Origin of the sequence: Amaricoccus sp. B4, from assembly GCF_043226085.1 — a bacterium.
In the GTDB taxonomy this organism is placed as follows: Bacteria; Pseudomonadota; Alphaproteobacteria; order Rhodobacterales; family Rhodobacteraceae; genus Amaricoccus.
On sequence record NZ_CP171225.1, the window covers coordinates 1,287,448 to 1,310,126 of the forward strand.

The 22,679-nt window shown below is 67.6% G+C and carries 21 protein-coding genes; 4 read left to right on the forward strand and 17 right to left on the reverse strand.

Features of this window, described 5'->3' with window-relative positions; genetic code table 11:
* Positions 1-16: 16 nt before the first annotated feature.
* The 8 genes from ACF66B_RS06185 to ACF66B_RS06220 form a co-directional block, all read right to left on the reverse strand.
* Positions 17-712, reverse strand: a complete 696-nt coding sequence (locus tag ACF66B_RS06185; RefSeq protein WP_111431881.1) for an HAD family hydrolase — start codon at positions 710-712, stop codon at positions 17-19.
* Between the two features lie 20 nt (positions 713-732).
* Positions 733-1,635: a D-amino acid aminotransferase gene (locus ACF66B_RS06190; protein ID WP_111431835.1), complete on the reverse strand. Its 903-nt coding sequence runs from the start codon at positions 1,633-1,635 to the stop codon at positions 733-735.
* 77 nt (positions 1,636-1,712) lie between these two features.
* Positions 1,713-1,874, reverse strand: a complete 162-nt coding sequence (locus ACF66B_RS06195; RefSeq protein ID WP_392664377.1) for a hypothetical protein — start codon at positions 1,872-1,874, stop codon at positions 1,713-1,715.
* Positions 1,871-3,238: an amidase gene (locus tag ACF66B_RS06200; protein WP_111431836.1), complete on the reverse strand. Its 1,368-nt coding sequence runs from the start codon at positions 3,236-3,238 to the stop codon at positions 1,871-1,873. Before ACF66B_RS06200 ends, ACF66B_RS06195 begins: the two co-directional genes overlap by 4 nt.
* Positions 3,228-4,646, reverse strand: a complete 1,419-nt coding sequence (locus tag ACF66B_RS06205; protein WP_111431837.1) for a TRAP transporter large permease subunit — start codon at positions 4,644-4,646, stop codon at positions 3,228-3,230. Before ACF66B_RS06205 ends, ACF66B_RS06200 begins: the two co-directional genes overlap by 11 nt.
* 33 nt (positions 4,647-4,679) lie before the next feature.
* Positions 4,680-5,252 carry a TRAP transporter small permease subunit gene (locus tag ACF66B_RS06210; RefSeq protein ID WP_111431838.1) on the reverse strand — a complete coding sequence of 191 codons (573 nt, stop codon included), beginning with the start codon at positions 5,250-5,252 and terminating at the stop codon, positions 4,680-4,682.
* 68 nt (positions 5,253-5,320) lie between these two features.
* Positions 5,321-6,451: a TRAP transporter substrate-binding protein gene (locus tag ACF66B_RS06215; RefSeq protein ID WP_111431839.1), complete on the reverse strand. Its 1,131-nt coding sequence runs from the start codon at positions 6,449-6,451 to the stop codon at positions 5,321-5,323.
* A gap of 205 nt (positions 6,452-6,656) precedes the next feature.
* Positions 6,657-7,808 carry a deoxyguanosinetriphosphate triphosphohydrolase gene (locus ACF66B_RS06220; protein WP_111431840.1) on the reverse strand — a complete coding sequence of 384 codons (1,152 nt, stop codon included), beginning with the start codon at positions 7,806-7,808 and terminating at the stop codon, positions 6,657-6,659.
* A 74-nt stretch (positions 7,809-7,882) separates the two neighbouring features.
* Here ACF66B_RS06220 and erpA point away from each other — a divergent pair, with 74 nt between their 5' ends.
* Entirely contained in the window at positions 7,883-8,215 is a 333-nt protein-coding gene (gene erpA / locus ACF66B_RS06225) for an iron-sulfur cluster insertion protein ErpA (RefSeq protein WP_111431841.1), read from the forward strand.
* A 63-nt stretch (positions 8,216-8,278) separates the two neighbouring features.
* Here the strand turns inward: erpA and ACF66B_RS06230 are convergent, their stop codons facing one another.
* A complete protein-coding gene (locus tag ACF66B_RS06230) occupies positions 8,279-10,147 on the reverse strand; it encodes an ATP-binding protein (RefSeq protein WP_111431842.1) in 1,869 nt (622 codons plus the stop codon).
* Between the two features lie 317 nt (positions 10,148-10,464).
* Here ACF66B_RS06230 and xth point away from each other — a divergent pair, with 317 nt between their 5' ends.
* Positions 10,465-11,244 (forward strand): exodeoxyribonuclease III, encoded by a 780-nt coding sequence (gene xth, locus ACF66B_RS06235; RefSeq protein ID WP_111431843.1) that lies wholly within the window; start codon positions 10,465-10,467, stop codon positions 11,242-11,244.
* Positions 11,245-11,362: 118 nt separating this feature from the next.
* On the opposite strand, the gene ACF66B_RS06240 is transcribed toward xth, so the two are convergent.
* Positions 11,363-12,535, reverse strand: coding sequence for an MFS transporter (locus tag ACF66B_RS06240; protein ID WP_111431844.1), 1,173 nt, complete (start codon positions 12,533-12,535; stop codon positions 11,363-11,365).
* A gap of 102 nt (positions 12,536-12,637) precedes the next feature.
* Here ACF66B_RS06240 and ACF66B_RS06245 point away from each other — a divergent pair, with 102 nt between their 5' ends.
* Complete coding sequence (locus tag ACF66B_RS06245; protein ID WP_111431845.1) at positions 12,638-13,108, forward strand: Lrp/AsnC family transcriptional regulator; 471 nt, start codon at positions 12,638-12,640, stop codon at positions 13,106-13,108.
* Between the two features lie 41 nt (positions 13,109-13,149).
* On the opposite strand, the gene ACF66B_RS06250 is transcribed toward ACF66B_RS06245, so the two are convergent.
* The 3 genes from ACF66B_RS06250 to mfd form a co-directional block, all read right to left on the reverse strand.
* Positions 13,150-13,563, reverse strand: a complete 414-nt coding sequence (locus ACF66B_RS06250) for a hypothetical protein (RefSeq protein WP_111431846.1) — start codon at positions 13,561-13,563, stop codon at positions 13,150-13,152.
* Between the two features lie 99 nt (positions 13,564-13,662).
* Positions 13,663-14,490, reverse strand: coding sequence for a hypothetical protein (locus ACF66B_RS06255; RefSeq protein WP_111431847.1), 828 nt, complete (start codon positions 14,488-14,490; stop codon positions 13,663-13,665).
* Positions 14,491-14,567: 77 nt separating this feature from the next.
* On the reverse strand, positions 14,568-18,044 hold the full coding sequence (gene mfd, locus ACF66B_RS06260; RefSeq protein WP_111431882.1) for a transcription-repair coupling factor: 3,477 nt from the start codon (positions 18,042-18,044) through the stop codon (positions 14,568-14,570).
* Positions 18,045-18,212: 168 nt separating this feature from the next.
* On the opposite strand from mfd, the gene ggt reads away from it, so the two are divergent.
* Entirely contained in the window at positions 18,213-19,943 is a 1,731-nt protein-coding gene (gene ggt, locus ACF66B_RS06265; protein ID WP_111431848.1) for a gamma-glutamyltransferase, read from the forward strand.
* A gap of 235 nt (positions 19,944-20,178) precedes the next feature.
* On the opposite strand, the gene rplQ is transcribed toward ggt, so the two are convergent.
* The 4 genes from rplQ to rpsM all read right to left on the reverse strand — a co-directional run bounded on the left by rplQ (position 20,179) and on the right by rpsM (position 22,632).
* Complete coding sequence (rplQ, locus tag ACF66B_RS06270) at positions 20,179-20,601, reverse strand: 50S ribosomal protein L17 (RefSeq protein ID WP_111431849.1); 423 nt, start codon at positions 20,599-20,601, stop codon at positions 20,179-20,181.
* A gap of 121 nt (positions 20,602-20,722) precedes the next feature.
* Positions 20,723-21,739 (reverse strand): DNA-directed RNA polymerase subunit alpha, encoded by a 1,017-nt coding sequence (locus ACF66B_RS06275; RefSeq protein ID WP_111431883.1) that lies wholly within the window; start codon positions 21,737-21,739, stop codon positions 20,723-20,725.
* Positions 21,740-21,861: 122 nt separating this feature from the next.
* Positions 21,862-22,251 carry a 30S ribosomal protein S11 gene (gene rpsK, locus ACF66B_RS06280; RefSeq protein WP_111431850.1) on the reverse strand — a complete coding sequence of 130 codons (390 nt, stop codon included), beginning with the start codon at positions 22,249-22,251 and terminating at the stop codon, positions 21,862-21,864.
* Between the two features lie 12 nt (positions 22,252-22,263).
* Positions 22,264-22,632 carry a 30S ribosomal protein S13 gene (gene rpsM / locus ACF66B_RS06285; RefSeq protein ID WP_111431851.1) on the reverse strand — a complete coding sequence of 123 codons (369 nt, stop codon included), beginning with the start codon at positions 22,630-22,632 and terminating at the stop codon, positions 22,264-22,266.
* Between the last annotated feature and the right edge of the window lie 47 nt (positions 22,633-22,679).

Below are 22,679 nucleotides of genomic sequence, written 5' to 3' on the forward strand. Positions count from 1 at the left end.
GGCACGCGCCTTGCTGTCACCGACAGGCCGCCAACTTCTCGTAATAGGGAAGCGCCTCTTCGGCGAGGCGGGCATACGCCCCCTCGAGCCGCGGCAGCGCCTCCTCCGCTCCATCAAAGCCGGTCGAGCGATGCACTGCGCCATACCAGTGCGGTGCCCAGGCGCCGTCGAAGGGTTTCGGACCGCGCGGCCAGCGCAGCATCCTTTCAGTGAAGGGAATCCCGATCGCTGCGCAGAGTGCCATGAGCGCCCCGGCCGGATCGGCGCGAATATCGGCGGAATCGACCACGACCGGTGCCGCTCCCGTCCGGTCTGCAACCTCGTCGAAGAGCTCGGCCTGCTGGACGAAGCCGATATCGGCGAGCGTCGGGGCTTCGCGCTTTCGCGCGTAGGAAGCCACCACCCGCGCCGGATGCCGGATCAGGAAGACGTTGCGGCAGGCCGCCATCCAGTCGCGCGGCACGCCGGGCAGCATGTGGTGGGTCATGTGCTTGGCATAGAAAACCGGCTGCTCCACCCTGGCGAGCAGCGCCTCGGCGACACCGGCGGGGTCGTTCGGCTGTGCGGCGAGGATCTCCGCGCGCATCGGGTGCGGTAGCCCGCTCAGCGCGAGATAGGCCGCATAGAACGGCTCGTCCACCACGGCGCAATCGCCGCGCGCGGCAAAGGAATACATCATTGCGGTCGAGAGATTGCGCGGCCCCGACCACATGGCGATGCGGATCGTGTCGCTCATGCCGCCACCAGCGCCTTGTAGAGCGCCCGGATCCGCTCCGTGACCGGGCGACCGTTCTGCCCGGAGCCGATCACCCTGCCGTCGATCTCCCCCACCGGCGTCTGCGCACCGAAGGTGCCGGTGAGAAAGGCCTCGTCGGCGCCGTATGTCTCGACCAGCGAGAAGTTGCGCTCGAAGACCGGTATGCCGTTCGCCCGGCAGATGTCGATGACCTTCGCACGCGTGATGCCGTTCATGCAGTAGTCTCCCGTGCTGGTCCAGACCTCGCCCTTGCGGACAATGAAGAAGTTGCAGGCGTTGGTCGTGTTCACGAAGCCATGGACATCGAGCATCAGCGCTTCGTCCGCCCCCGCCTTCTCTGCCGCGATGCAGGCGAGAATGCAGTTGAGCTTCGAATGCGAATTGAGCTTCGGATCCTGCGTCATCGGCAGCCCGCGCAGATGCGGCACGGTGGCGAGCCGGACCGGGCGCGGGATCTGCGGCCGCGAATGCTCCATGATGATGACCATCGTCGGACCGCGCTGCGAGAGCCCGGGATGCTGGAAGGGGCGCGTCTTGACCCCGCGGGTGACCATGAGCCGCGCATGGGCATCCGTCACCATCCCGTTTGCTGCCTGCGTCTCCCGTAGCGCCGCGACCACGCCCGCGCGGTCGCGGCCGATATCGAGGTCGATGGCCTTCGCCGCCTCGAACAGCCGGTCGAGATGATCCTCGAGAAACGCCCAGCGGCCATCGTAGAGGCGCAGCCCCTCCCAGACGCCGTCGCCGAGCATGAACCCGGCGTCGTAGACGGAAACCACCGCCTCCGCGCGCGGAAGGAGCCGGCCATCGACCCAGATCAGGATCGAATCGTTCCGCGCATCCTCCTCGGCCTGATGCGTGATGAGCTCTTCCGTCATGCCACTCCCTCCCTCCGGTTCGGAGCGAGCCTAGAGCCGCCCTGACGCGAGGAAAAGGGCGCGGGCGCCGCCCTGCCTCAGCGGCTGTCGCTCGGAGCGATGAAGAGATCGTAGGCGGCAAGGAGCAGGGTCACCGCGACCACGCCGCCGAGATCGAGCCGGGGCACATGCCAGACCAGGATCACGAGAAAGCCCGACAGCAGGGCAAAGGCCACGATCCGCATCAGATAGCCGGTCATCGGAGATCTCCCTGTCCGCTGTCATCGCCCCGGAGGTGCTCCATGAGCCAGCGCGCACTGCGCAGGAGCCGCCCGTCATCGCCCCGCCGCCCCACGAGCTGCAGCCCCATGGGGAGCCCGTTCGAGGCTTCCAGTACCGGGATCGTCACCGCCGGCGTGCCGCAGAGCGTCCAGAGCCCGTTGAAGACCGGATCGCCGGTCGTGCCGAGCCCCTCCGGCGCCGGGCCGGGCGCGGCGGGCACGAGGATCGCATCGCAGCGGGCAAAGACCTCCTCGAGCGCGGCGTTGAGAATCCTGCGCCAGTCGAGTGCGGCGATGTAGTCGCGCGCCGGGATCGCCTTGCCCCGGTCGAGCGCGCCTTGCATCTCGGTGGAAAGCTGCGCCCTGCCCCGGCGCTCGTAGCCGTAGAAGCACTTCGAGAGTTCCGCGAGCTGGATGCATTCCCGCGCCGCAGAACCTTCCGCGAAGGCACCGGGGAGCGCGACCTCGAAACACTGCTCGCCGAGCAGGCCCGCCACCTCCGCGAGGGCAAGGCGCGTTTCCTCCTCCGCCCGCTCCCAGCCCGGCGGCTGCACGAGCGCAAAGACCGGCGCGACGGGCGGCGGCGCCGAGGCAAGTTCGAAGAGCCGCGGCGGCGGCGTGGGCGTGGTCGAGGCATCGCGCGGATCATCGCCGAAGAGCACCTCCGCAAGCAGTGCGGCGTCCGGGACGCTGCGCGCGAAGACACCGATCGTGTCGAGGCTCGGGGCCTGGGCCAGCACGCCCGTGCGCGGGATCGCCCCGAAGCTCGGCTTGAAGCCGACCGTGCCGCAGAAGGCCGCAGGGCGGATCACCGACCCCGCCGTCTGGGTGCCGAGCGCCAGCGGCACCTGCCCGGACGCCACCGCGGCCGCGGAGCCCGAGGACGACCCGCCGGGGGTGTGTGCCGGATTGGCAGGGTTGCGCGTCGGGCCGGGCGCGAGGAAGGCAAGCTCGGTTGTCCGCGTCTTGCCGAAGACGATCGCGCCTGCGGCCTTCAGCCGCGAGACCACGAAGGCATCCTCCGCCGGGATCCGGCCCGCATCGATCACCGTGCCGTTTTCCGTCGGGATCCGGGCCGTATCGATCACATCCTTGACCCCGACGGGCAGCCCGTGAAGCGCGCCAAGCGGCCGCCCGGCGGCGCGATGCGCATCGAGCGCCCTTGCCTGGCTGCGCACGAAATCCGGATCGAACCAGGCCCAGGCCGACAGGCCGGGCTCGGTTTCGGCCACCCGTGCGATCAGCGCCTCGGCGACCTCCTCCACCCGGAGCGCCCCCTTGGCGATGCCTGCGCGCAGGTCCTGCGCCCGCAGGCCCGCGATCCGTGCCGCCTTACCCGCCATAGAAGGCATTCGGCAGCCAGAAGACGATGTCAGGCGCGATGTAGACGATTGCCATTGCAAGAAACACCATGAGCAGGAACGGCAGCACGCCCTTGAAGATATCGACAAGCGCGACATCCGGGGGCGCGATACCCTTGAGATAATAGGCCGACATCGCCATGGGCGGTGTCAGGAAGCTCGTCTGGAGGTTGAGCGCGACAAGGATGCCGAAGAACAGCGGATCAATGCCGAAATGCGGCAGCAGCGGCAGGAAGATCGGCACGAAGATGATGATGATTTCCGACCATTCGAGCGGCCAGCCGAGCAGGAAGATGATGAGCTGCGCCAGGATCAGGAAGGCGATGGGCGATAGGTTCAGCCCTGTCACGAAATCCGAGATCACCTGCTCGCCGCCGAGATAGGAGAAGACCGAGGAGAAGGTGTAGGAGCCGACGAAGAGCCAGCAGACCATCGCCGTCGTGCGGACCGTGAGATAGACGCTCTCGCGCAGCCGCTGCCAGGTGAGCGCGCGGTAGCCGAGCGCAAGCAGGAATCCGCCCAGCGCGCCGATCGCGGCGGCCTCGGTCGGGGTCGCAAGCCCGAAGAGGATCGAGCCGAGGACCGCGAGGATCAGCACCGCGAGCGGCACGAAGGACGTGAGCAGCATCACCACGAGCCGCCCGACCCGGACCTCGGGCACCTCCTCGCGGCTCGGCTTCGGCGCGCTCGAGGGCTGGAGAATGGCGCGCCCCACCACGTAGATGATGTAGAGGCCGACGAGCAGGAAACCGGGCAGCAGCGCCCCGGCATAGAGCCGCACGATCGAGACACCCGAGGCCGCGGCATAGACAATGAGCATGATCGAGGGCGGGATCAGAATCCCGAGCGTGCCGCCCGCGCAGATGATGCCGCTTGCAAAACTCTTGTCGTAGCGGGCCTTGAGCATGGCCGGGAGTGCCAAAAGCCCCATGAGCGTCACCACCGCCCCGACGATGCCGGTCGCGGTCGCGAACAGCGCGCAGGTGATGAGGGCCGCTACCCCCATCGAACCCGGCGCATTGCGCGCGGCGATGTTGAGCGTGGAGAACAGCCGGTCGACGATGTTCGCCCGCTCGACGATGTAGCCCATGAAGAGAAAGAGCGGGATCGCGGTCAGCACGTCGTTCGACATGACCGTATAGGTCTGGTTCACGAAGAGATCGAAGATGCGGTTGTTGAAGAACCCGTCCAGCCAGAGTGACCATCGGTCCCAGTCACCCGCCCCCTCCTCCAGCCGGTTGTAGGCCCGCCACATGCGGTCGGCATCGAAATAGGCGTAGTAGCCGAAGCCGATGCCCATCGCCATGAGCGTGAAGGCGATCGGAAAGCCGAGAAAGACGATGATGATGAAGAGCCCGAGCATCATCAGGGCGACCTGCGGATCGGTCATCGCGCGCCGCCCCGGGCCAGAGCGTGACCTCTTTCAGATATGGTCATCGCCACCCCGCTCCATCAGCATTTCCTCGGTTTCCACCACGTCGCTTTCCGCGCGCAACCAGCCACCCGTCTTGAGGCAATGGATGCAGCGCAGGATCTGCGCGATGCCCTGGATGAAGAGCAGCACCCCCGCCGCCACCATCACCATCTTGAACTGGAAGATCGGCACGCCCGCGGGGCTGTTGATGCTCACCTCGCCATAGCTCCACGAGCGCGAGGCGTATTTCCAGCCCGTGATGATGAGCGCGAGCACGCCGGGAAAGAAGAAGAGCAGGTAGAGCACCAGATCCACCGCCGCCTGCACCCGCGGAGGCCAGAGCCGGTAGATGAAATCCCCGCGTACATGCCCGCCCTGCGAGAGCGTGTAGGCCCCGCCCATCATGAAGAGCGTGCCATACATGATGAAGGACACGTCGAGCGACCAGGATGTCGGGGCATTGAGGACGTATCGGACAAAGACCTCGTAGCTTACCCCGAAGGTCATGAGCAGGATCAGCCAGCCGAAGGTCTTGCCGAACCAGGCCGAAAGCCGGTCGGCAAAGCGGATATAGGCGATCATCACGCGCTTCCCTCTCTTCGCACGGAACGGATCGGCCCGGGAGGCAGCCGCCACCCGGGCCGGCGAGCTCAGGTCTTGAGCGTGTCCGGGAAGTAGTGGTTGTAGGCGAGCGCGTAGTCCGGCGCGTTCATCAGCTCGTAGAAGGTCACCTGCTGGACCCAGTCACGCTGGCTGTCGAGCACCCGACGCATGAAGTCGTCTTCCTCGAGCTTGGGGATCAGCGTGTCCCAGGCATCGAGCTCGGCCTTCAGGATATCCTGCGACGTGCGGTGGACGGTGACGCCGCGCTCGTCCTGGAGCTTTCTGAGGTCGGACGAATAGGCCCGCATGGCAAGCGCCGTGTTCGAGGTCGAGGCTGCCTCGACGCCATATTGCACGATCGCCTGCAGATCCGGATCGAGATCCTCGAAGAAGTCCCGGTTGAAGGTGAACTCGAAGGATTCGGAAGCCTGGTGATAGGACGACAGGTAATAGTTCTTCGCGACGTCCGGCGCGCCGAAGCGCAGGTCCGAGGACGGGTTGTTGAACTCGAAGGCGTCGATCACCCCGCGCTCCATGGCCGGCACGATCTCGCCGCCCGGAAGCTGCGCGACGCTCATGCCAAGCGACTGCATCAGGTCGGCCGCGAGGCCCACCGTGCGATACTTGAAACCCTGCAGGTCGGCCGCGGTGTTCACCTCGCCCTTGAACCAGCCGAGCGGCTGAGCGGGCATCGGGAAGCCGTAGAAACCAACGACGTTGAGCCCGAGAATTTCCTGGGTGAGCTCCTGATAGAAATCGGAGCCGCCGCCCTGATAGAACCACGAGAGCATCGTCGTCGCGGAGCCGCCGAAGACCGGCCCGGTGCCGAAGAGCGAGGCGCCCTTGTGCTTGCCATACCAGTAGGCCGAGACGGTGTGCGTGGCATCGATCACCCCGTCGCTCACGCCGTCCATCACCTGGAAGGCGCCAACCACGGCACCCGCGGGCAGAAGATCGACCTTGAGGCGTCCGTTCGACATCGCCTCGACCCGGGTCACATATTCCCGCGCAAAATCCATCCAGATATCGGAGGCAGGCCAGGAGGTCTGCATCTTCATCACGACCGGGCTTTGCGCGAGGACCGCAGGCGCGGCGAGCCCGCTTGCCGCGGCCGCGCCTCCCGCGACAGCACCGCTCCGGAGAAAGGAACGGCGTGACACCGTTTTCTGTTCAGGCATGAATATTCCTCCCAATCTTCATTCTTTTCCGATCTTTGGCGATCGGTTTGAACTCAAACTATCAGGCAGGGCCACCCATTGGGCAAGACAAATTGTATTATATTGGTTTCCGACAGATGACCTGAAACAGCCTGAAGACAGCACGCCATCGTCGGCGTTTCCGGCGATACCGCAAACACCGACACAAGTCGCAGTTGTAGGAAAGTCAGGCCTTGACCATCGGGTCGGTCAGCCGGCGGTGCTCCTGAAGCGCGAAGCGGTCGGTCATCCCGGCGATGTAATCGGTCACGATCCGGGCCCGCTCCACCGGCCCCGCCCTCAGGCCGGGCTTGGAATTCCAGTCGTCGGGCATGAGGCCGGGCGCTTCGGTGAAGATGTCGAAGATTTCCTTCACCACGAGCTTCGCCTTGCGCCGCATCCGCTGCACGCCCCATTGCCGGTACATGCGGTGATAGAGAAAGACCCGGATCTCCTTGAGCTCCGCGAAGGTGCCCTGCGAGAAGCGCACCACCGGCGTGCCGAGATGGCGCACGGCTTCCGCATCCTTGGGCGCGAATTCCGCGATCCGCTGGCGGCTCGTCGCGAGCACATCCTCGACCAGAAGCCCGAAGAAGCGGCGTAACGCCTCATGCTCGCGGCGTCCCGGCGCCAGCCCCGGCCAGCGGGCATCGACCTCGGCGATGCAGCGGCCGATCATCGGCAGGCAGCGGAGATCCTCGAGCGTGAAGAGCCCGGCCCGGAGCCCGTCCGCCAGATCATGGTTGTTGTAAGCGATGTCGTCGGAGAGTGCCGCCACCTGCGCTTCGGCGCTTGCATGGGTGTCGAGCTCGAGATCGAATATCTCGTTGAAATCGCCCAGCGCGAAGGGGATCTCGCCAGTCACCGGGCCATTGTGCTTCGCGATCCCCTCGAGCGTCTCCCAGGTGAGGTTGAGCCCGTCGTACTCCGCGTAATGCGCCTCGAGTGCGGTCACGATCTTGATCGCCTGCGCGTTGTGATCGAAGCCGCCATAGGGCTCCATCAGCGCCTGCAGCTCGTCCTCGCCGGTATGCCCGAAGGGCGGATGCCCGAGGTCGTGCGCGAGAGCCACCGCCTCGGCAAGTTCCTCGTTGAGCCCCAGAGAGCGCGCGATGGTCCGCGCGACCTGGGCCACTTCGATCGAATGGGTGAGGCGCGTGCGATAGTAGTCGCCCTCGTGCTCGACGAAGACCTGGGTCTTGTGCTTGAGCCGCCGGAAGGCCGAGGAATGGATGATGCGGTCGCGATCGCGCTGGAAGCAGGACCGGTGGGCGGACGCTTCTTCGGGAAACAGACGCCCCCGGCTCATCTCGGGGTTGGTCGCGAAAAGTGCGGTCATCTCGGGCTGGCCTTGTGTCGGGCGTGCACGACGCTTACCTTCCCCTCGTAACGCATAGAACCAAGGGCCGAAAGATGGAGCTTTCCATTCCGCCCCGGGTCACCGACCGCGCCTATGATCGCATCCGCGAGATCAACGGTGGAAAAGCCGACCGCTCACTGAGGATCGCGATCGAGGGCGGTGGCTGCTCGGGCTTCCAATACGCCATCAAGCTCGACGACGAGGTCGCCGAGGACGATCTGGTGCTCGAGAAGGATGGCGCGCGCGTGCTCATCGATTCAACGAGCCTCCAGTTCCTCGGCAATGCCGAGATCGACTTCACCGAAGAGTTGATCGGCGCACGCTTCGTCATCAACAATCCCAATGCCAGCTCGAGTTGCGGCTGCGGCACCAGCTTCTCCGTCTGATCCGGGGAAAGCACTCTCGCCGGGCAAAACAAGGCCCGGCAAGACATCAGCCGCGCCTTCCGCTCAGGCCAGGGCGTCCCTGATCGAGGGGGCCCCTGGCCGGTGCGGCCGCGCCGGCGTCGTTCCCCCTGACGTTGCATCCGGCAGCCAGCGCGCCATGGCCGCGCCCAGCTTGTCGAGGGTCACCGGCTTCGAGATGAAATCGTCCATCCCCGCATCCAGACAGGCCTGACGGTCGGAAACCAGCACGTTCGCCGAAAGCCCGACCAGCGGCATCCGGATCCCGTCCGCGCGCGCGCGCCGCGCGGTCGCGACCCCGTCGAGAATCGGCATCTGCATGTCGATGAGTGCGAGATCGTAATCGCCGCTCGCGAGGAGCTTCAGCGCGACCTCGCCGTTCTCTGCCACCGTCGAGCGAAGTCCGAGCTGTTTCAGGAGGCCGCAGGTCACAAGCTGGTTGGTCGCGTTGTCCTCGACAACGAGCACATGGCCGGCAAGCGACCAGACCCGCTCGCGATCGGATACGGCGGCCGGGCCGGTGACGCTCTCGCGGTCGTGGATCTGGCCGGCGGCGATCTCGAACCAGAAACGGCTGCCCTCACCGGGCACGCTGTGCACACCGATGCGCCCGCCCATGGCTTCCACCAGCCGCTTGCTGATCGCAAGCCCGAGCCCCGTGCCCTCGAAACGCCGCGCGAGGCCGTTCTCGACCTGGCTGAATTCCCGAAAGAGCTTCGGCAGCGCCTCGGGCGCGATGCCGATGCCGGTATCCTCGATCTCGAAGCGCAGCCGGTTGTCGGGAATGCGGATCGCGGTGAGGCGGATCCGCCCCCGTTCGGTGAACTTGAGCGCGTTTCCGACCAGATTGATCAGAACCTGCCGCAGCCGGACGGGGTCGTTTTCGAGCACAACGTCCGGGACGTCGAATTCCATCACCACATCCTTGCCCTCCATGCGCGGCAGGATCACCGAGCGGACGGTATGGATGACTTCCTCGAGCGCGAATTGCTGCTTCTCGATATGGATATGGCCCGATTCCACCTTTGAGAAATCGAGGATGTCGTTGATCACATCCCGCAGCAGCAGCCCCGAATGCCGGATCACCGCGACCTGCTCGACCTGCTCGGGGTCGAGCTTGGTGCGATTGAGGATATCGGCCATGCCGATGATGCCGTTGAGCGGGGTCCTGATCTCGTGGCTCATGGTGGCGAGGAACGCGGATTTGGCCCGCGTTCCGGCCTCCGCAGCGCGTGCCGCACGGGCGATCTGCCGGACCTGGATGCCCTGGAGCAGCACGATGACGCCGATCACCACCACGAGGATCACGAAGGCGATGCCCATGCGGGCATAGAGCGCGCTCAGCTGCTCGCGGTCGCCGACGGCGGATTCGTTGCTGCTGGCCTTGGCAAGCTGGGTGAGCCGGTTCATGTCCGCGTCGATCAGGCGGGCCTGGCGCAGGAGATCCGGCAGGACGGCCTGGACCGCGGCCGGGTCATGCGAAAGCCCGTCGATGACCGGTGCGAGATCGAGAATGCCGGAATGGATCCGGTCGGTCAGGACGGCGATCTCGGGATAGGCCCGGGCATGATCGGCATAGGCCCCTTCCTCGAGCAGGCCTGCCCGGCTGTAGAGCACGTCATAGCGGACGAAGGCCTTGTCGATTGTCTTGGAACTCGGGTCGAGCTCGATCCCCTGCATCGCCTCGATGAAATCCTTGATCTCGAGGCGGGCCTGGAAGACGCCCCAGACGACGCTTTCGCGCGCCGCGGCGCGGATGCCGCGCTGCCGCTCCTTGAGGCTGCCAAAGAGGGTAAGTGCCGTGGCCGCGACGAAGATGCTCACCACGATAAGCATGACGATCGAGGCGCCGAGCCGCGAGAACTGAGGATTCCAGTGGCGGTTCGGGGAGGGTTCCCGTTTGCCTGCTCGCATTATCTGGTCGGGCTCCGTCGTTCGAAGGGCAACGCCGCAGCGAACCCGGGGGATCCGTCGCGACATCCTGCCGGAGCGAAAACCCCTGCCAGCGAAAACGGGATGTCACGGTCGAACCACCGTGAACGGGGCCGCATCCCGATTCTGCTGTCAGCGCCTCCACTCCGAACCAGCGGACACTGCACCCGAAGATATTTAAAATCTATCAAGGCCGCGGGACAAAAATGGCGAGATTGCCACGGATCACCCTGCCGGGCTTGCAGGGGCGCAGGGCCTTGCCTAGGGTCGCGCCGAACCGCGCCGGGATCAGACATCCGATGAAAATAGCCTCATTCAACATCAATGGCGTCAAGGCACGCCTGCCCGCCCTGCTGGACTGGCTGAAGGAGGCCGCACCGGATGTGGTGGTGCTTCAGGAGATCAAGTCGGTCGATGAGGCGTTTCCGCGGACGGAGATCGAGGACGCGGGGTATCAGGTCGAGACCCATGGCCAGAAGAGCTTCAACGGGGTGGCGATCCTTTCGCGGCTGCCGCTCGAGGATGTGAGCCGGGGGCTGCCCGGTGACGAGGGGGACGAGCAGGCGCGCTGGATCGAGGCGACGGTGGTCGGGCGGGAGGCGATCCGGGTCTGCGGGCTCTATCTGCCCAACGGAAACCCCGCACCGGGGCCAAAATACGACTACAAGCTCGGCTGGATGGAGCGGCTCCGGGCCCGGGCGGAGGCTCTGATCGCGGGCGAGGACTGTGCGCTGCTCGCAGGGGATTACAATGTCATCCCGCAGCCCGAGGATTGCCATGACCCGGCGGTCTGGAAGGATGATGCGCTCTTCCTGCCCGAGACCCGGGCGGCGTTCCGGCGGATCACCAATCTCGGCTACACCGATGCGCTGAGGAGCGTCGAGGCCAGGGGCGGGATCTACACGTTCTGGGACTATCAGGCCGGGGCCTGGCCGAAGGACAACGGCATCCGGATCGACCATGTTCTGCTCACCCCGCAGGCCGCCGACCGGCTGGTCGGCTGCGGGATCGACAAGGAGATCCGGGGGCGGGAAAAACCCTCGGACCATGTGCCGATCTGGGTCGAGCTCGACCTCTGAGGCACGGTGAAACCGGGGCTTTTCACCGTGAAACGGAAAAAATCGCTTTGATTTTACTCGATTTTCCTAGTTAACATATCATGAATCGCCTCCCAAGCGGGGCGACAGGACGGCGGCGCTACCGGCCGGATTCGGTCGCCCGGGACAGCTCCGGTTGCAGGGCCCTTCGCCCGCGCCATGCCGCGCCGATGACGGCCGGCGCGAGGCAGAGCGCCGAGAGCAGGGCCGTGGCGGCAAAGCCCGACGCCTCGAAGACCGGCTTGAAGAGCGCGGTGCCGAGGAACATGGCGCCGTAGCTCACGGCGCCGTAGAGGCCGAGGATCGTCGCCCGCCGGGCGGGCGAGAGCGCGGTGAGCTGGCCGACGAGGATGTTGAGGCCGAGATGGTTCGCGCCGCCCCAGAGGAGGCAGACCGCAAGGATCGCGAGACCTGAGGGCGCGGCGAGGGCAAGCCCCAGATAGACGCAGAGCAGCGCGGCAAACACCAGAGGCGCCGATCGCCCGGCCCCGTGCCGGTCGATCAGCCGGTCAAGCGGCGCGATGAGGCCGAACCCGAGGCCGTAGGAGAGGGCCGCAAGCCCGGCCACGGTGGTCGTGAGGCCGAGCCTGGCCGTCAGATGCGTCCCGAGGAAGGCATAGAGGCCGTAGAAGGCCATCATGTAGCCCGCGACGGCGAGGAGGATCGGCGCGAGGCCGCGGATGCGGAGCGCCGCGAGGGGCGAGATGCGCGCGCCATCGCCCGCGGCCCCCTCCGGCAGGGCCGACCGGTGCAGCGCGATCAGGACGAGAAGGCTCATGGCGGCGAGGAGCGCGAAGACGGCGCGCCAGTGCAGGACATCGGCCAGAACCGCCGAGAGGCTCACCCCCGCCACGAGGCTCAGCGTCCAGCCGGTCAGGACCTTGCCGAGGGTTTCGCTCTCGCGGCCGCGCGGCGCCACCTCCGCCGCGAGCCCGTAGACCGCCGGCAACGCGAGACCGGCGGCCACGCCCGCAAGCGCCTGCGCGAGCACCAGAACCGCCAGCACGGGCGCCAGGGCACTGAGCGCGAGGGCCGCGGCAAGAATCGCCAGCGCCCGGAAGAGGGCGCGGCGCAGGCCGATCCGGTCCGCCCTCGGGGCCAGCACCAGCGCGCTCAGCGCCGTGCCCGCCCCATAGACGGCAGAGGCCATCATGACATCGGGGGCGGAGCGCGCGGGGAAGGATGCCGCGACATCGGCCGCGATCGGGCTCAGGACCAGCGAGTTCGATCCGACAATGCCGATGGAACACATCAACAGCCATACAGGGTTCATTTCGCGGGGCTCCGGCTTTTTCCGGACCAATAGACGCGGCGGCCCGGGCTTGATACCCTGTTCCGCATTACCCCGGAAAAATCGAATGTGGTTCGGACATCCATGAAAGACACCTTCGGCCTCGATCAGATCGACCGAAACCTGTTAGGGCTGCTGACCGAGAATGCCGAGCAGAGCTATGCCGATCTCGGCAAGGCCGTCGGGCTGTCGGCGCCGGCGGTGCACGAGCGGGTGAAGCGATACAAGGCCAGCGGCCGCATCCGGGCGATCACCGCCCGGCTCGATCCGGCGATGACCGGAAAGCGGTTTCTGGCCTTCGTGCATGTGAACACGACCGGCTGGGGCAAGACCGATGCCCTGATGCAGATCGAGGAGCTGCCGGAGGTCGAGGAAATCCATTCCGTCACCGGCGACACCTGCATGATCCTGAAGGTGCGGATGGAAAGCACGCAGGCGCTGGAGGCGCTGCTGGCGCGGCTCTATGCCCTGCCCGAGGTCATCTCGACGAAAAGCTACGTCGCGCTCTCGACCTATCTCGAGCGGCCGGTTCAGGCGGGGATCACGCCGCTCTGAGACCGGGGGATCGGGCGCCGGGGCCCTGACGCGGATCCGCCCTAGAGCCCCGCGGACTGATCGAAGAGGTCTTCGAGCGCCGAGCTGCTGGCGGAGGCCTTGCCGCCATAGCGGAAGGTCGTCACCGCCACGGCCTCCTCGAGGCGGCGGGCGACCTCGGCCTCGTCGATGGTGCCGAGCCGCCAGGCGATCTCGGTCTGCCAGACGAGGCGCTTTCCGACATCGAAGCCGGTGGCGTATTCATGCGGCTTGAGAAAGGCGAAGGTCGCGGCGACGAGCGCGGCGGCGGCGGCGAGGCGGCGCTGGGTTTCGGGCGAGCCGATGCCGACCGCGGCGAGCCCCGGCAGCATCACCGCGGTGACGCCGAGCCCGACATAGACCGCGAACCAGCCGTAATAGCTGAAACTCATGTGCCGGAGCGTCGTCTCGATGAGATCCGTCGTGCCTGCGTCCATCCCGTCCTCCACCGTTTCGGGGGAAGGCTACGGCAAAATCGCATCAGGCCGAACCGTTTTTGCCTCCGGGTGCGGGATGCGGGCGCCCGGCCCCCGCGGTCACTTGGTGAAGCCTGCGCCGCCGAAGGCCTCCGGGTCGAGCACCGCGAGGCAGCCGAGGCCGCTCTCGACCACGCCGAGCCGCGCGCAGACATGCCGGGAGACCGCGTTGTCGCGCCGGACGCCGGTGTAGAACGTGTCGGCGCCGAAGGTCTCGTGCATGTGGAGCGCGACGCGGGCGCCGAGCGCAAGCGAGAGCGCCCTGCCCCGGTCGGCCTCGCGGACCGCGAGCATCCCCCACCAGGACGCGGTGCCGTAGGGGCTCTCGCGGTGGTTGCGCATCACCGCCCCGGCGCAGGCGGCGACCTGCCCGTCGGGGGCCTCGAGGAAGAGGCAGACGGCGCGCTGGGTCTCGGCGGTCAGGACGGTCGAGGCGGGCGGCAGGACGTGGCAGGCGAGCGCGGTCTCGGCGAGCCGGTCGAACCAGTGGGGGGCCGTTTCGGGCGTGATCCGGTGCAGCCGGTAGCTTTCCGGGATCGGCCTCTTGCGCACCTCGGCCCGGCAGGCGGCGAGGCAGGCCTCGTTGCCCATGAACTGATCCCAGTGGTCGGTGGCGAAGCCCTGCGCGGTGAAATCGCGGACGAGGGCCGCCTCGTCCTCGGGATGGGTGTAGTGGCTGATGCTCGCGCCCTGCACGCGCGCAAGGGCGGCGAGCAGCGGCACATCGCGGGGCGAGGCGCCATCGACGCCGACGCTGCGCCCCTCGTAGCCGAAGGCCGGATCATTGTGCAGCAGGGTCCAGAGGTGGTGCGCGCTCCGCTGCATCCGCTGCTGCGCGTGGTTGCCGAAATACCGGACCGTCGTGCCCCAGACCTCTTGCGTGTCCATGGCGAACCCTCCCCTGCGGGGGGAAGGATAGCACGTCTGGCGGCGGGCTCAAAATCCGCAGGCGGCCGATCGCCGGATCAGGCGCTCTTTCTGGCCTTGTCGGGCGGCGCGGCGTGGCGGGCGAGGTCGCGGGCGATGGCGAAGGCGCCCTGGAGCCTCGTGGCCGCATCGGCCCAGTCGCGGCGGAGGACGATGCGGTTGTCCTTGACCTTGGCCTGGCCCTTCTGCTCGTGCATGAACTCCACGAGCCCGGCGGGGTTGGCGTATTTGTCGCCCCAGAACTGGACGGTGGCGCCCTTGGGACCGCCGTCGAGCTTGGCGATGCCGGCGCGCTTGCACATCGCCTTGATGCGCACGACGAGCATCAGCGTCTCGACCTCGGCCGGGATCGGGCCGAAGCGGTCGATGAGCTCGGCGGCGAAGCCCTCCATCTCGACCTTGTTCTCGAGCGCGGAGAGGCGGCGGTAGAGGCCGAGGCGGACATCGAGATCCGGCACGTAGGTCTCGGGGATGAGGACGGGGACGCCGAGATTGATCTGGGGCGACCATTCGCCCTCGTCGGCGAGCCCGGCGTCGCCCGACTGGAGCTTGGCGATCGCCTCCTGGAGCATCTCCTGGTAGAGTTCGAAGCCCACCTCGCGGACCTGGCCGGACTGCTCCTCGCCGAGGAGGTTGCCGGCGCCGCGGATGTCGAGATCCTGGCTTGCCAGCGTGAAGCCGGCGCCGAGGCTGTCGAGCGAGCCGAGGACGCGCAGGCGCTTCTCGGCCTGGGGCGTGAGCGGCTTTCGCGGCTCGGTCATGAAGAAGGCATAGGCGCGGAGCTTCGAGCGGCCGACGCGGCCGCGGATCTGGTAGAGCTGGGCGAGGCCGAACATGTCGGCGCGCTCGACGATGAGGGTGTTGGCGGCCGGGATGTCGAGGCCGCTCTCGACGATGGTGGTGGCGAGCAGCACGTCGTATTTGCCGTCGTAGAAGGCGTTCATCCGGTCGTCGAGCTCGGTCGCGGCCATCTGGCCGTGGGCGGTGACATGCTTCACCTCCGGCACGTGCTCGCGGAGGTAGCTCTCGACCTCGGCGAGATCGGAGATGCGGGGGACGACGTAGAAGGACTGGCCGCCGCGGTAGTGCTCGCGCAGAAGCGCCTCGCGGACCGTCACCGGGTCGAACTCGCTCACATAGGTGCGGATGGCGAGGCGGTCGACCGGGGGCGTGGCGATGAGGCTGAGCTCGCGCACCCCGGAGAGCGCCATCTGGAGCGTGCGGGGGATGGGCGTGGCGGTCAGGGTGAGGACGTGGATGTCGGAGCGGAGCTGCTTCAGGCGCTCCTTGTGGCCGACGCCGAAATGCTGCTCCTCGTCGATGATGAGAAGGCCGAGGTTGGCGAATTTCATGTTCTTCGCCAGAAGGGCATGGGTGCCGACGACGATGCCGATCTCGCCGTTCTCGAGCCCCCTGCGGGTCTCGGCGGCCTCTTTCGCGGGCACGAAGCGGGAGAGCTGGCGGACGCGGACGGGAAGGCCGCGGAAGCGTTCGGCAAAGCCCTTGTAATGCTGGCGGGCGAGCAGCGTCGTCGGTGCGATCACCGCGACCTGCACCCCGGACATGGCGGCGACATAGGCCGCGCGGAGCGCCACCTCGGTCTTGCCGAAGCCCACGTCGCCGCAGACGAGGCGATCCATCGGCCGGCCGCTGTCGAGGTCTTCGAGCACGTCGGCGATGGCGTTGAGCTGATCCTCCGTCTCGGCATAGGGGAAGCGGGCGCAGAACTCCTCCCAGCCGTGATTGTCGGGCGGCGCGAGGACGGGGCCCTTGCGGAGCGCGCGTTCGGCCGCGATGCGGATGAGCTTCTCCGCCATGTCGCGGATCCGCTCCTTGAGCCTGGCCTTCTTGGCCTGCCAGGCCCCGCCGCCGAGCCGGTCGAGGAGGCCCTCCTCGTGGCCGTAGCGCGAGAGCAGCTCGATGTTCTCGACCGGCAGGAAGAGCTTGTCGCCGCCGGCGTATTCGAGCGCGATGCATTCGTGCGGCGCGCCGGCCGCCGTGACGGTCTCGAGCCCCTTGTAGCGGCCGATGCCGTGATCGACGTGGACGACGAGATCGCCGGGGGTGAGGCCCGCGGCCTCGGTGAGGAAGTTCTCGGCGCGCTTGCGGCGCTTGGGCGCGCGGATCAGCCGGTCGCCCAGCACGTCCTGTTCGGCGATCACCGTGAGGCCGGGGGCCTCGAAGCCGTGTTCGAGGCCCCAGACGGCGAGGAAGAGGCCGCCCTTGCCCTCGATCTCGGAGGCGCGGGTAATCTCGCGGGCATCGGCGATGCCGCTGTCGGACAGCAGCCCCTCGAGGCGTTCGCGCGCGCCCTTGGAATAGCTCGCGACGACGACATTGCCGGACTTGCGCCGGGCCCTGATGTGATCGGCGAGCGCGCCGAAGAGGCTCACCTGCTCCTGCTGGCGTTCGGGGGCGAAATCGCGGCCGATGCGGCCGCCCGCGTCGATCACGCCGGGGCCGGAATGGCGGGGCAGCGCGGAGAGCTCGTGGCGCGGGCGCGCCGGGCCGAGGGCGGCGTCGAAGGCGGCCTCGTCGAGATAGAGGAGCTCCGGCGGCGCGGGCTTGTAGACGGTGCCGAGCTTCGATTTCGCGCCGAGCGCGGCGGTGCGGGCCTCGTACTGCTCGGCAAGCGCGGCCCAGCGGGCGGTGTGGGCGGCGCCGAACTGGTCATCGAGCAGGACCGGCGCCTCGGGGAGGTAGTCGAAGAGCGTCTCGAGGCGCTCGTGGAAGAAGGGCAGCCAGTGCTCGTAGCCCTGATGTTTGCGGCCGGCGCTGATCGCCTCGTAGAGCGGATCGTCGTGGCCCGCGGCGCCGAAGCGGGTGCGGTATTCGGTGCGGAAGCGCTGGATCGCCTCGTCGTCGAGCATGACCTCGGAGACGGGCGCGAGCTCGACGCGCTTCACGCTCTCGGTGGTGCGCTGGCTCTCGGGCTCGAAGCGGCGGGCGCTTTCGAGCACGTCGCCGAAGAGGTCGAGCCGGATGGGCGTGCGCGAGCTCGGCGGGAAGAGGTCGATCAGGCCGCCGCGCACGGCGAACTCGCCCTTGTCGGTGACGGTGGGCGTCTGGGTGTAGCCCATGCGCACGAGGAAGGCGCGGAGCTTGCCCACATCGATCCGCCGGTCGACCTGGGCGACGAAGCTCGCATCGCGAAGCGCCGCGCGGGCCGGAACCTTCTGGGTTGCGGCATTGACGGTGGTGAGGATCGCCGCCGGGCGGTCGAAGCCACGGGCGAGGGCCGCGAGCGTCGCCATGCGGGCCGCCGAGATGTCGCCATTGGGCGAGATGCGATCGTAGGGCAGGCAATCCCAGGCCGGGAAGGTGAGAATCGGCAGTTGCGGCGCGAAGAAGCGGATCGAGGCGCGGAGCGCGGCGAGCCGGGCGTCGTCGCGGGCGACGTGAATCACCGGGCCTTCGGCGCGCGTCACCGTCTCGACGAGGTGATGGGCGTCGAATCCTTCGGGGCAGCCGCCGACGACGAGGCGGCCGGGGGAGAGGGGCCTGCGCGCTTTCATGCAGGCGAGGTAGCGCACGGCGCGAGGCGTGACAAGCGCGCCGCGCCTTCCCATGCGGGGCCCGGTGCTCTACCTTTCGGAGATTGTCGCAGTGGTGCATTACGCGCCGCCCGCTCAAGCGCGCAGAGACGCGTCCGGCGGGCATGCAACGGGAACAGGGGGACAGTCATGCGCAGGATTGTGGAAACGGCAGTGCTCTGCCTCATGGCCGGGGCGCCGGCGCTCTGGGCCGAGGATCAGACGCCGCAGCCGGAAGCGACCACCGCCCTGACCGAGCGCGTCTCGGCCGAGGCTCAGGATTTCATGGTCGCCGCCGCCCATCCGCTGGCGGCGGAGGCGGGCTACGACATTCTCGAGGCGGGCGGCTCGGCCGCGGATGCGGCGGTGGCCGTGCAGATGGTGCTCAACCTCGTCGAGCCGCAGAGCTCGGGGATCGGCGGCGGCGCCTTCCTGCTCTACGGCGATGCCGCGCTCGGGCGGCTCACGTCCTTCGACGGGCGGGAGACCGCGCCCGCGGCGGCCGGCCCCGACTACTGGCTGACGCCGGAGGGCGAGCCGATGGATTTCTTCGCCGCCGTGCCGGGCGGCAAGTCGGTCGGCGTGCCGGGGACGCTCGCGCTCATGAAGATGGTGCACGAGCGCTATGGCAAGCTGCCCTGGGCCACGCTCTTCGAGCCGGCGATCGCCATGGCCGAGGAGGGCTTTCCGGTCTCGCAGCGGCTTGCGGCCTCGATCGCCGAGGCCGAGGGGCTCGCAAGCTTTCCCGGGGCGCGCGCCCTCTTCTTCCACGAGGACGGCACGCCGCTCCAGGAAGGCGAGACGCTGCGCAATCCGGACTTCGCCCGCACGCTGCGGCTGATCGCCGCGGACGGGATCGGGCCGTTCTACCACGGCGCGATCGCGCGGGACATCGTGGCGGCGGTGAAGACCGAGACCAACCCCGGCGTGATGACGCTGGAGGATCTGGCGGGCTACAGGGTGATCGAGCGCGACCCGGTCTGCATGGAGTACCGCAGCTGGGAGGTTTGCGGCATGGGGCCGCCCTCCTCCGGCGCGCTGACCGTGGGGCAGATGCTCGGGATCCTCTCGCACTGGGATCTCCCGGCGATGGGGGAAGGGGTTCCGGCGACGCATCTCTTCCTCGAGGCGGCCAATCTCGCCTTCGCGGATCGCGGGCTCTACATGGCCGACAGCGATTTCGTCGACATGCCGGAGGGGCTGCTCGATCCGGACTACCTCGCGGGCCGGGCGGAGCTGATCGATCCCGAGCATGCGATGGGCGAGGCCACGGCGGGTGAGCCGCCCTGGGACGAGGCGGCGCTGCGTGCGCCGGGGCTCGCGGCGCCCGAGCACGGCACCTCGCATTTCGTGATCGTCGATGCCGGGGGCGATGTCGTCTCGGCCACCACGACCATCGAGCAGGGCTTCGGCTCGCAGGTGGTGACGAACGGCTTCCTGCTCAACAACGAGCTGACCGACTTCTCCTTCGTGGCGGAAGAGGACGGCAAGCCGGTGGCGAACCGCGTCGAGCCCGGCAAGCGGCCGCGCTCCTCGATGGCGCCGACGGTGGTGCTCGAGGAGGGCGTGCCGGTGCTGCTGGTGGGCTCGCCGGGGGGCTCGCGGATCATTCCCTACGTGGCGCAGGCGCTTGTGGGCATTCTCGACTTCGGGCTCGACCCGCAGGAGGCGGTGGACCGGCCGCATGTGCTGAGCCGCAACGGCCCGGCCGATATCGAGGAAGGCCCGGAAGCGCAGGCGATGGCCGATGCGCTGGCGGGCCTCGGGCACGAGACGAAGATCCGCGATCTCAACTCCGGGCTTCATGCCATCGCCATCACGCCGGAGGGGCTCATCGGCGCGGCCGACAAGCGGCGCGAGGGCGAGGCGCTCGGGCAGTAGCTCCGCCGCGGCAAGCGGCCCCCTGCCCCCGCGCCGCCTCGACCCGGCGGCGCGGGCGCGAGCGCGGGCGCGCTGGCCGTCGCCGGCGAAGACGCCGGGAGCGCGCGCGGATGTTCTGCGCCGGGAGCGCGGCCGTCCGCCGGAAAGCAAAGCGGCGCGGAGGTTTCCCTCCACGCCGCCGGATAGTCCTGATCTGTCGCGCGCGTCCGGTCTCGGGAGCCGGACGCAGGGCCGCTTATGCCTCTGCGAGCGCCTCTTCGGCGGCGACGCGGGCCTTGTCGGCGGCGCCCTTGGCGTCGGCGTCACGGTCGACGAGCTCGATGATCGCCATCGGCGCCATGTCGCCATAGCGGAAGCCCGCCTTCAGCACGCGGCAGTAGCCGCCGTTGCGCGACGCGTAGCGGGGGCCGAGCACCTCGAAGAGCTTCGCGACATGCTGGTCCTGCTTGAGCTGCGAGGCCGCGAGGCGGCGGGCATGCAGGTCGCCACGCTTGCCGAGCGTGATGAGCTTGTCGATGATGCGGCGCAGTTCCTTCGCCTTCGGCAGGGTGGTCTTGATCTGCTCGTGCTCGATCAGGCTGCCGGCCATGTTGGCGAACAGCGCCTTGCGGTGTTCGTGGGTGCGGTTGAGCTTGCGGTAACCGTTACCGTGACGCATTTTCTATCTCCGTTTCAGTCGTTTTGCTTTGTCCGGCGGCCCTTGACGTGGGACCGCGCTCCTTGGGGCGGGAATGCCCGTCTGCCGACGGGGCCCCTGACGGGGCCCCGCGGGCGGAAGATCAGAACTGATCTTCGTAGTTCTTGGCCAGATCCTCGATGTTCTCGGGCGGCCAGTCGATGATCTCCATGCCGAGGTGGAGACCCATGGAGGTGAGAACCTCCTTGATCTCGTTGAGAGACTTGCGGCCGAAGTTCGGCGTGCGCAGCATCTCGGCCTCGGTCTTCTGGATGAGATCCCCGATGTAGACGATATTGTCGTTCTTGAGGCAGTTGGCCGAACGCACCGAAAGCTCGAGCTCGTCCACCTTCTTGAGCAGAAGCGGGTTGAACTCGAGATCGTCCTGCTCGTCCTGACGGACGCCCGCCTGCGGCTCCTCGAAGTTGACGAAGACGGAGAGCTGGTCCTGGACGATGCGCGCGGCGAAGGCCACGGCATCCTCGGGCTTGATGGAGCCATCCGTCTCGATCGAGAGCATCAGCTTGTCGTAGTCGAGCACCTGGCCCTCACGGGTGGGTTCGACCTTGTAGGAGACCTTCTTGATCGGCGAGAAGAGCGCATCCACCGAAATGAGCCCGATCGGCGCATCCTCGGGGCGGTTCTTGTCGGCTGCGACATAGCCCTTGCCGGTCTCGACGACGAGCTCCATGAAGAGCGAGGCGCCGTCATCGAGGTGGCAGATCACGTGGTCGCGGTTCAGCACCTGGATGCCGTTGGTCTCGACGATGTCGGCGGCGGTCACGACGCCCGGGCCGGTCGCCCGCACCTCGAGCCGCTTCGGCCCCTCGACCTCCATCTTGATCGACACGCCCTTGAGGTTGAGCACGATGTCGGTCACATCTTCCCGGACGCCCGCCACCGAGGAGAACTCGTGGAGCACGCCGTCGATCTGCACGGAGGTGATCGCGGCACCCTGGAGCGAGGACATGAGCACGCGGCGCAGCGCGTTGCCCAGCGTCAGGCCGAAGCCGCGCTCGAGGGGTTCGGCAATCACGGTTGCCTGACGTTCCGGATCGGCACCGGGCTTGAAGTCGAGGGCGGTCGGCCGGATCAGTTCCTGCCAGTTCTTATGGATCATCATTGGCCTTGGTCCTCCATTCCTGTCCGCCGGTCAGATCCCATTGACCCGCGAACGCCCGAGGGAAAAGCACTCGTCACCGTCCGGCCGAAACCGGCCGGACGGTGACGATGTTCATGTCGTCAGACGCGACGGCGCTTCGGCGGACGGCAGCCGTTGTGCGCGATCGGGGTCACATCGCGAATCGCGGTGATCTGGAACCCGACGGCGCTGAGGGCGCGCAGCGCGCTCTCACGGCCCGAACCCGGCCCCTGCACCTCGACCTCGAGGGTGCGCACGCCGTGCTCCTGGGCCTTCTTGCCCGCATCCTCGGCGGCCATCTGCGCCGCATAGGGGGTCGACTTGCGCGAGCCCTTGAAGCCCATCGTGCCGGCCGAAGACCATGCGATCGCGTTGCCCTGGGCATCCGCGATCAGGATCTTGGTGTTGTTGAAGCTGGCGTTCACATGTGCGACGCCGGTCGAAATATTCTTGCGTTCCTTGCGCTTAACGCGCGCCTTTTCACGTGCCATTGCTCGCGCCCCTTATTTCTTCTTGCCTGCGATCGCCTTCGCCGGGCCCTTGCGGGTACGAGCGTTGGTGTGGGTCCGCTGTCCGCGCACCGGCAGGCCGCGGCGGTGACGCAGGCCGCGGTAGCAGCCGAGGTCCATCAGCCGCTTGATGTTCATCTGCTTCTCGCGCCGAAGGTCGCCTTCGACCATCAGGTTCGCGTCGATATACTCGCGAATCCGCAGCACGTCCGCATCGCTCAGTTCGTTCACGCGGCGGTCGGCGGGGATCTCGAGTGAATCACACAGCGCCTGCGCGCTCGTGCGGCCGATGCCATGGATGTAGGTGAGCGCGATCAGCACCCTCTTGTTCGTCGGAATGTTAACGCCAGCTATGCGCGCCAAGGTTCAAGCTCCGTTCCATCTCGGCCCCCCTCAAGAGGCCCTTTCTC

Coding starts and splice junctions, on each gene's coding strand:
- ACF66B_RS06185 (WP_111431881.1), bottom strand. CDS start 712: ATGTGGTCGGGGCCGCGCAATCTCTCGACCGCAATGATGTATTCCTTT.
- ACF66B_RS06190 (WP_111431835.1), bottom strand. CDS start 1,635: ATGACGGAAGAGCTCATCACGCATCAGGCCGAGGAGGATGCGCGGAAC.
- ACF66B_RS06195 (WP_392664377.1), bottom strand. CDS start 1,874: ATGACCGGCTATCTGATGCGGATCGTGGCCTTTGCCCTGCTGTCGGGC.
- ACF66B_RS06200 (WP_111431836.1), bottom strand. CDS start 3,238: ATGGCGGGTAAGGCGGCACGGATCGCGGGCCTGCGGGCGCAGGACCTG.
- ACF66B_RS06205 (WP_111431837.1), bottom strand. CDS start 4,646: ATGACCGATCCGCAGGTCGCCCTGATGATGCTCGGGCTCTTCATCATC.
- ACF66B_RS06210 (WP_111431838.1), bottom strand. CDS start 5,252: ATGATCGCCTATATCCGCTTTGCCGACCGGCTTTCGGCCTGGTTCGGC.
- ACF66B_RS06215 (WP_111431839.1), bottom strand. CDS start 6,451: ATGCCTGAACAGAAAACGGTGTCACGCCGTTCCTTTCTCCGGAGCGGT.
- ACF66B_RS06220 (WP_111431840.1), bottom strand. CDS start 7,808: ATGACCGCACTTTTCGCGACCAACCCCGAGATGAGCCGGGGGCGTCTG.
- erpA (WP_111431841.1), top strand. CDS start 7,883: ATGGAGCTTTCCATTCCGCCCCGGGTCACCGACCGCGCCTATGATCGC.
- ACF66B_RS06230 (WP_111431842.1), bottom strand. CDS start 10,147: ATGCGAGCAGGCAAACGGGAACCCTCCCCGAACCGCCACTGGAATCCT.
- xth (WP_111431843.1), top strand. CDS start 10,465: ATGAAAATAGCCTCATTCAACATCAATGGCGTCAAGGCACGCCTGCCC.
- ACF66B_RS06240 (WP_111431844.1), bottom strand. CDS start 12,535: ATGAACCCTGTATGGCTGTTGATGTGTTCCATCGGCATTGTCGGATCG.
- ACF66B_RS06245 (WP_111431845.1), top strand. CDS start 12,638: ATGAAAGACACCTTCGGCCTCGATCAGATCGACCGAAACCTGTTAGGG.
- ACF66B_RS06250 (WP_111431846.1), bottom strand. CDS start 13,563: ATGGACGCAGGCACGACGGATCTCATCGAGACGACGCTCCGGCACATG.
- ACF66B_RS06255 (WP_111431847.1), bottom strand. CDS start 14,490: ATGGACACGCAAGAGGTCTGGGGCACGACGGTCCGGTATTTCGGCAAC.
- mfd (WP_111431882.1), bottom strand. CDS start 18,044: ATGAAAGCGCGCAGGCCCCTCTCCCCCGGCCGCCTCGTCGTCGGCGGC.
- ggt (WP_111431848.1), top strand. CDS start 18,213: ATGCGCAGGATTGTGGAAACGGCAGTGCTCTGCCTCATGGCCGGGGCG.
- rplQ (WP_111431849.1), bottom strand. CDS start 20,601: ATGCGTCACGGTAACGGTTACCGCAAGCTCAACCGCACCCACGAACAC.
- ACF66B_RS06275 (WP_111431883.1), bottom strand. CDS start 21,739: ATGATCCATAAGAACTGGCAGGAACTGATCCGGCCGACCGCCCTCGAC.
- rpsK (WP_111431850.1), bottom strand. CDS start 22,251: ATGGCACGTGAAAAGGCGCGCGTTAAGCGCAAGGAACGCAAGAATATT.